Origin of the sequence: Zarconia navalis LEGE 11467 (assembly GCF_015207075.1) — a bacterium.
In the GTDB taxonomy this organism is placed as follows: domain Bacteria; phylum Cyanobacteriota; class Cyanobacteriia; order Cyanobacteriales; family Geitlerinemataceae; genus Zarconia; species Zarconia navalis.
Map to the genome: position 1 here is coordinate 1 of NZ_JADEXN010000233.1, position 7,720 is coordinate 7,720.

Annotated in this window: 7 protein-coding genes; 3 read left to right on the top strand and 4 right to left on the bottom strand. The window is 51.6% G+C overall.

What is annotated here, in order from left to right; genetic code table 11:
- The first annotated feature begins 12 nt into the window (after positions 1-12).
- Complete coding sequence (locus IQ235_RS13080; RefSeq protein ID WP_264321897.1) at positions 13-966, top strand: MDR/zinc-dependent alcohol dehydrogenase-like family protein; 954 nt, start codon at positions 13-15, stop codon at positions 964-966.
- A gap of 286 nt (positions 967-1,252) precedes the next feature.
- On the opposite strand, the gene IQ235_RS13085 is transcribed toward IQ235_RS13080, so the two are convergent.
- A complete protein-coding gene (locus tag IQ235_RS13085; protein WP_264321902.1) occupies positions 1,253-2,752 on the bottom strand; it encodes an IS5 family transposase in 1,500 nt (499 codons plus the stop codon).
- 131 nt (positions 2,753-2,883) lie between these two features.
- On the opposite strand from IQ235_RS13085, the gene IQ235_RS13090 reads away from it, so the two are divergent.
- The gene (locus tag IQ235_RS13090) at positions 2,884-3,351 is read left to right on the top strand and encodes a HupE/UreJ family protein (RefSeq protein WP_502652919.1); all 468 of its coding nucleotides are present in this window, start codon (positions 2,884-2,886) and stop codon (positions 3,349-3,351) included.
- 97 nt (positions 3,352-3,448) lie between these two features.
- Here IQ235_RS13090 and pgr5 read toward each other — a convergent pair whose 3' ends face one another.
- Entirely contained in the window at positions 3,449-3,646 is a 198-nt protein-coding gene (gene pgr5, locus IQ235_RS13095; RefSeq protein ID WP_264321898.1) for a cyclic electron transport protein PGR5, read from the bottom strand.
- Between the two features lie 53 nt (positions 3,647-3,699).
- Positions 3,700-3,909: a CAB/ELIP/HLIP family chlorophyll-binding protein gene (locus IQ235_RS13100; protein ID WP_264321899.1), complete on the bottom strand. Its 210-nt coding sequence runs from the start codon at positions 3,907-3,909 to the stop codon at positions 3,700-3,702.
- A gap of 85 nt (positions 3,910-3,994) precedes the next feature.
- On the opposite strand from IQ235_RS13100, the gene IQ235_RS13105 reads away from it, so the two are divergent.
- Positions 3,995-4,228: a hypothetical protein gene (locus tag IQ235_RS13105; protein ID WP_264321900.1), complete on the top strand. Its 234-nt coding sequence runs from the start codon at positions 3,995-3,997 to the stop codon at positions 4,226-4,228.
- Here the strand turns inward: IQ235_RS13105 and IQ235_RS13110 are convergent.
- On the bottom strand, positions 4,225-7,720 hold a 3,496-nt coding region (locus tag IQ235_RS13110; protein WP_264321901.1), incomplete at its 5' end, for a WD40 domain-containing protein. The two genes, IQ235_RS13105 and IQ235_RS13110, sit on opposite strands and share 4 nt — an antisense overlap.

Below are 7,720 nucleotides of genomic sequence, written 5' to 3' on the forward strand. Positions count from 1 at the left end.
AGTTGATATAACGTGAACGGACTTTGGCTCGAAAATCAACAACTGCAACTGCGATCGGATCTTCCCATACCCGAACCTAAGCCAGGAGAGGCTTTAATACGGGTTTTACGAGCGGGAATTTGTAATACAGATTTGGAACTGCTGCGGGGATACTATCCCTATACCGGCGTGCTGGGACATGAATTTGTCGGCGTGGTAGAACGAGGGCCGCAACCTTGGGTCGATCGCCGGGTGGTAGGAGAAATCAACGCCGCTTGCGGCACCTGCGGGTTTTGCCGTCGCGGTATTTCCACCCATTGCGAAAACCGAACGGTACTGGGCATCGTCAACCGCAATGGGGCGTTTGCCGAATATTTGACCTTACCCGTTGCCAACCTGCATCCCGTTCCCGATAACGTCCCCACAGATGTCGCCACCTTCGCCGAACCCCTAGCGGCAGCCTTGGAAATTCAAGAACAGGTGAACGTCGAACCCAACCAACGGGTACTGGTGGTTGGGGATGGGAAATTGGGGCAACTGGTTGCACAAACCCTGGCGCTGACGGGATGTAACTTGCTCGCGGTGGGGCGACACGAAGAAAAGCTGGAAAATTTGGCAGCGCGGGGAATTCAGACGGGATTTGCCGAGGCGGTAGACGAGGGAACCTTCGATATTGCCGTGGAGTGTACCGGAAACCCCTCGGGATTCGAGCTTGCCCGTCAAGCGTTGCGATCGCGTGGAATTCTAGTGCTTAAAAGTACCTACGCCGGCAAGCTAACTCTAGATATGTCGTCTCTGGTGGTGGATGAGATTACCCTTATCGGTTCCCGGTGCGGCCCCTTTGCCCCGGCGCTGGAACTGCTCGCCCAGGAACGAGTGGACGTACGATCGCTCGTCGATCGTCATTATCAGTTATTGGAGGGATTAGCAGCATTCGATCGAGCACAGGAACGTGGAGTCTTAAAAGTATTATTGGAAATGGGTTAATCCATCGGGTTAATAGTAGAAAGTCAAGCGAATCCGGTTGATTTGATTGAGATGGCGCTGTTTGACTTTCAGTCCCAAAACAAAATTCAGAACATAATTTTATTCTGTTTGCCTCTACAATTTAGAATTCTATGAAAAAGCCCGATCGATGTGAAAGCATGGCGGAAATTCGCGCCGAAATCGACGGTCTCGATCGCCAAGTCATCGCTTTGCTGGGTCAGCGTTTTTCCTATGTAGGGCTTGCTGAATAAGTCTTAAAAAAACTCATCCATCCTTCCATGAGTTGTCAAGCCCAGAGACTGATAAGTAGATATGGCTTTATAAGAATATATTGATAAGATTGAATAATTTCTCGTTGCCAAAAAGTTAAATTCCTCAAAAATTGACACAAAAACATCCACAAAAGTCGTTGGAGTCCCAAAGAAAGATTCATCACTAAAAAAGTAATAGCGATGACTGTTTGTGAAGTGGAGGCTAATTTAGCCATCACCCGACCCAGACCATATCTTCGTTTAGAAATGCCGAACTTGCCCTCAATAGAACTCCGAATTTTCTCATCTTCGCGAGCGAGTCTTTTTTTTTCAGAACTCACCTGAGCCGGAGGTCTACCTAAAGGAGGTCCGCTGATACGAATGCCTCTTTCTTTACACCAGGCACGATTCTCTCTGGTGCGATAAATTTTATCCACATGAACCGATTCTGGATAATATCCCGTGATGCGATAGTAATCTTCAATTTGAGCTTTCAAGTCTTTTGATTCGTTAAAGTTAAAGTTATCCCAACGAATTTGGTCTAAAAATACGTATCCTTCAAAACAGCTCACCGAGAGTTTCGCCCCAAACTCCACAGATTTTCCGGCTTTTCCGCGTACAATCGGTCGTAGGTGGGGTTGAGTTAGACTGACGATCCGGTTTTCAATACTCCGTTTGTTGTTTTGATGCAACCATAACTGTTGACGATAGACATCCCTGACCACCAGCAACATCTTAGATTGACTTTTCTTGAGCCAGACTAGAGAGGCTCCTAACTCTAATAGCTTGTCAATGTGAGATAAGTTTCGTCTTAGGTATTGTAGTTGTTTGGATATCGCTTTTCTCCGGGCTTTGTGCAACGGTCGTCGTTGCTTGGCCACTTTTAAGTAGTCTTTGCGGGCGACTTGGCGATAGGTTCTGGGTTTGGGAGAGATTTGGTCTTTGAGGGGTTCGTAGAGGATATCGATGATTTTTTCCGTTTGCTCTCGGGCTTGGTTTAACAGTTTTAAGTCTGTCGGATAGCTAATATCTCCCGGAGCACAGGTGGCATCTAAAATTAATTTCCCTCGATTTTTTCCGAGCTTAATTTCTCCTTCTAATTTTGGGTTTTCCGAGTCTGAACTGGTGTACTCACGCAGTTTCTCTACCATCGCTTCATTCACACTTTTGACCAGCTCCACGGTAATTCTTTCTCGGAAATACACGAATAGTGATGGGTCAAATGGGGCTTCATAACTATAAGATTTATAACCCATAAAGTATTGCAGGTATGGGTTCTCTCGAATCTGCTCTACGGTTTCTCGGTCGCTGAGGAGGAGTTTTTCTTTAATGATTAACGCTCCCAATGCTATCCGAAATGATTTGGCCGGTGCTCCTGTTTCAGGGGTAAAGTTTTGTGCATATTCTTCTTCAAATTCTGACCAGGGCACTAAAGTCGCCATCATTACCCAACGGTTCTCTGCTGCCAAATTTCCCCCAAAGGGCAGTTCAAACTTTTCAGGCTCAGTCGGAGCCGCAGATTCTTTTCGGTACATCGGACTGGAGTACAGTGCAAGGGTTTTGCGATATTTTAGCAGTTTCTCGCTCATCTAAATCCTCCCGCTCAACCGCACATTTCATACCCACAAGTCTTTCCCACTCTATTCAGCAAGCCCTAATTAGCCTTTTGATGTTAGGAGGCGGACTCGGCATTCTCTTCAAAGTCGTCACTGCCTTTACCCTCGCCCATTCCATTACCCTCTCCCTGGCAGTTCTCAATCTGGTATCCCTACCCACCCCTTTCATCGAAAGTGCGATCGCCCTATCGGTGGTGTGGGTGGCGGCGGAAAATCTCTGGCGCAAGGAAGTCCGGCATCGCTGGCTACTAACGTTCGGTTTCGGATTGATTCACGGATTGGGGTTTGCGGGTATTCTCCAGGAGATGAATCTCGCGACGACAAATCTCGCCCTTACTCTCGCCAGCTTTAACATTGGTGTCGAAATCGGTCAGTTGTGCGTTGTAACGATCGCCTTTTTTGCGGTGCGATGGTTGCAGAAATATTCCTGGGCGCTGCACTTGCGTCATTGGGTTTCCCTGGGGACGATCGCGATCGGCTCGTTTTGGTTCGCCCAACGGGTTGGACTCGTATTTTAGAGTACTCCCAAAAATATACATCGGTTCGAGCAAGCCGAGAACTGCGGGGGGCAAGTTCTCTGGCTGCTTCCACGATGTGTGGATAGACTCATTCTCTTTAAGCCATAAAACCAAGGCGCTTACCGTTGTTGCGAGCTAGACGAATTAAGCTTTGACGTTCCTTGGAGTCAATGCCGATGAAATTACAGAAGTTAGAAATCGTTTGGCAGTGAAGCCCAATTATTTTTCCGCGAGTGCGATTGAAGCGAGTCGTTCCCAGAGCTTGGCGAAACAAAACAATAATAGAAGCAAACATTATGACTATCCTCGTGCGACTAAAAACAAATAAAAAATCTTAGAGATTCGGGATTAAAGATTCAGAAGTAAGTGGACTAAAGTTTGTCCGCTGAGCAATTCCGTCGCCACCAACGCCACAAAACCGAACATGGCGAAACGACCGTTGAGCTTCTCTGCGTATTCAGTCCAGCCTGCTGTATTGACTGGATCGACGTAAATCTTGGGTTCGATGGCAAAGTTATCGAGTTGACCGTATTCGTTGGCGGTGTAACCGGTTCTCATGTCTTGTTCCTCAAGTGCTTACATTAATAAATGTAACGCAATGTAAATTATTATTGCAGTGACTTGACAAGTGTTTTTGAGTGATATGGATCGCAACGCGGCTAGATGTCGCAATGACGGATCGGGCAGTCGACAAACCCAACGCAATCTGAAGTTGGCACCGCTGCCACGGGGAATTTCCGCGCTCGTCGGTCGCCGTCGCGTCAGTCCTCCTAGGAAAATAGCGATCGCTTTCCTGGGAGGTGGAGAAGAAATGCTCGAAGAAGAAGATCCTAAATATCTGAGATGGATTCAGCCATTCTTACGGAGTTTCAACTAAATTTCGATCGCTCCGAGTGCCTTTAGAGTGGCCAGGGTTGCCCCAGAAATCCCCCGAACTCCGGTAATATTCATCCCCGTATAGGGTTTATCGGTTCTGAGAGTATTGCGGCATTCCCCGACCTTCAAATCCCAAATTTTAATGGCGCGATCGTCGCTACTGCTAACCAACGTCCGTTCGTCGGGGAAGCGAACCGACCAAATGGGACTGTCGTGACCGGGCAACGCTCGCAGACATTGCCCCGTGCTGGCGTTCCAGACTTGTAACGTGGGTTCGTCCGCCATCGAGGGCGATGGGGTACGATCGCCGCAAACCAGGAGTTGCCCGCCAGCGTCGAATCGAATCCCGTGAATTCGATCCATCGGACTGTGCCAGGTTTGCAGGCATTCCCCCGTGTTCGCCGACCAAAATTTCACCGTGCGATCGTCGCTGCCGCTGGCGAGGATTTCGCCGTCGGGACTCCATGCCAAAACCTGGACGCGGTCGCTGTGGTCTGGCAATACCCCGATGCAGGTTGGGCGACTTACCTCCCACAATTTAATGGTGCGATCGTAACTGGCGCTGGCGAGTATTTGGCTATCTCCCCGAAATGCGATCGCCGTAACCCGTTGGGTATGTCCTTCCCAGGTCTGGAGACAGTCGCCGGTATCAATATCCCACAATTTAATGGTGCGATCGCCGCTGGCACTGGCTAAGAATCGATCGTCTTGGCTGAAGCATACGGCTTGCACCAAGCGAGAGTGACCCCGCAGGGTTTTGAGCAGCTTACCCGTTGCCCGTTCCCACAATTTGACCGTCCAATCGTAACTTCCGCTGGCCAGCCATCGACTGTGATGGCTGAAATCCAAAGACCAAACCCAATCGCGATGACCCGACAGAGTTTTGAAGGGGCGACCCGAGAGAGCGTCCCACAAGCGGATGGCGCGATCGTCGCTGCCGGTAGCGAGGGTGCAACCATCGGGACTTAGGGCAAAACTGCAAACCCGATCGCGATGACCGCGCAAGGTTCTCAAAGCCCGACCCGTACCCACCTCCCACAACCCGATCGTGCGCTCCGTACTGCCCGTGGCTAGGATTTTGCCGTCGGGATCGAAAGCTAGAGACGAGACTTGAGCGTTGAATCCTTGGAGGGTATGGAGGCAAGTTCCCGTACTCACCTGCCAGAGTCGCACCGTACGATCGTCGCTGCTGGCGAGAATTTCACCATCTCGAGAGCAAGCCACCGCCCAGACGGAACCTTGATGGTCTCCCAGGGTTTGGAAACATTCTCCCGAGAGGGCATCGCGCAATTGTAAGGTGCGATCGTCACTGGTACTGACGACAAAGGGGATGAGATCGCCTGGTGTGGATTTCAAGTGCGTCCACTTCAAGTTCGTCCACTTCAAAAAGCCGACAGTACCGATTCGGTTCGTCTCTCCCGGTAGAACGAGATCTCGAAACAATTGCTGGCATTCCCCCGTCCGTACATCCCACAGCCGCAAGGTGCGATCGTCGCTGCCGGTGGCTAAGAGGCAACCGTCGGCACTGAAGGCGAGGTTGCGAACGCTGTCGGTATGACCTTCGAGTCGAACCAGACACTGACCGGAATTCACATCCCAAATTATTGCGGTCCGATCGCCGCTGCCGGTGGCTAAGAGGCAACCGTCGGCACTGAAGCTGATACAGTTGATGCGATCGGTATGTTCGGTGCGAGCGTGCAAGCATTGCCCCGTTTGGGCATCCCACAATCGCAAGGTGCGGTCGTCGCTACCGCTGGCAAAGGTCTTGCCCTCGGGACTCCAGGCTAGGGCGATCGCCGCCCCAGTTTGACCGCGACAGGTCAGTTGCTGTTGACCGTCGGCGACTCGCCACAGCAAAATTTTACCGTCGGCATCTCCCGTGACGAGTTGACCATCGCGTCCGAGAGCGACGACGAGGGCATCTCCCAAGGGTTGGGCGAAGACGGATTTGGTCAGATCCGCCCCGGTGAAATTGACGTTTTGTAAGTTGGCTTCCGGGAGGTAGGCTTGCCAGACGGTCAAGTTGGAGAAATCGTAGCCTGTCAGATCGAAGCCGAGGTAATGGGCGAGGTTAATCAGATTGCCGGCGCTGTATCCCCCCGAACTGCTGGGGTGGTTTTGGAGGGTTGAGATCGATTGGGTTATTTTAGTTTCGATCGCCCCTTCAACTCCCCACAGTTCTAGGAGTTGTTCGGCGATCGGTTTGAGGATGACCCGCGTTTGACTGTTGCGAATGTAGTCTTTGGCTTGGGCTTCGATGAGAGCGAACCGATCGAAGAGATCGAGCTGTTCGGTTTGCATTTCGCCGATGGCATTTTGAATTAACCGCTCGATAGTGTACTCCATCACCACCGGCTGCTGGGTGAAGGTTCCCGTTCCGCTTTCGATGAGCGATCGCCGAAGAAGGGATTCGACGGCTTCGAGCAACTCCAAGCCGGAAATGGGAACGACGATTTTGTGGCGCAAGTCGTCGATGGCAATGGGTTCGCGGGCGATCGCCAGCCAGTACATGACGCTGGTTTCCAGGGGGGAGAGGCGCGTGAGTTGTTCTTCGAGCAAATCGCGAATATCCCCAAAAACGGCAGTTCCTTGGGCGATTTGCGCTAAAAATTCGCTCACGTTGCCGCCAAAAACATCGCAAATGGTGGTGGTGGCAATTTTCAGGGCCAGAGGATTCCCGGCATAGCGATCGATGAGTTGTTCCCACCCGGTTTCGCTGACCCAGAGGGCTTTGGACTGGAGAATCGCTTGACCGTCGGCTGGGGGCAAACCCATCACCGGCAGCGATCGCACCGGCAGGGTCTGGCCTTCGAGGGAGGCAATTTCCTTGGGTTTTTCCCGACTGGTGAGTACGATGCAACTTTGATGGCGCGTTTGACCCAATTGCTGGAAAAAGTCGCCGTAGTCCTCGTATCCGGGACGGTAGCGCCCGACGCGATCGCCCGTTTGCAAGATCGCTTCGACGTTATCTAAAACCACCAAGCAGCGCGCCTCCCGTAAATATTCGATCGGGCGGGCGATTTGTCGTTCTCGATCGTCGGGGAGGTCGGAATCTTGGCGATCGGACAGAAATTCCACCAAATCCCGGAGAACCTCTGCTAGGGGGGGTGCATTGCGCAGCGATCGCCAGATGACATACTCGAAATGCCCGCTGATGCGTTGGGCGAGTTTCACCGACAGGGCAGTTTTGCCCATTCCTCCCATCCCTAGCAGGGCGACGAGGCGACAACTTTCCCCGGCAATCCACCCTTCGAGGGTGGCGAGTTCTTCGTCGCGTCCGTAGAAAATCGAGACATCTGGCGCTTCTCCCCAATCCTGATGGGGGTTGGCTTCTGGCGATCGAACCGGCTCGGGAACCGTTGAGGATCCCAACGAGTCGGCAGATAACTCGGCAGTTGGTAATAGCTCGAATACCGTCCGAAAATTTTTTTTGCCGATTTTCTCTCCCAAGGCGATGGAGAGTAAGTTCCACAGGTTCGGACCAACATCTTTC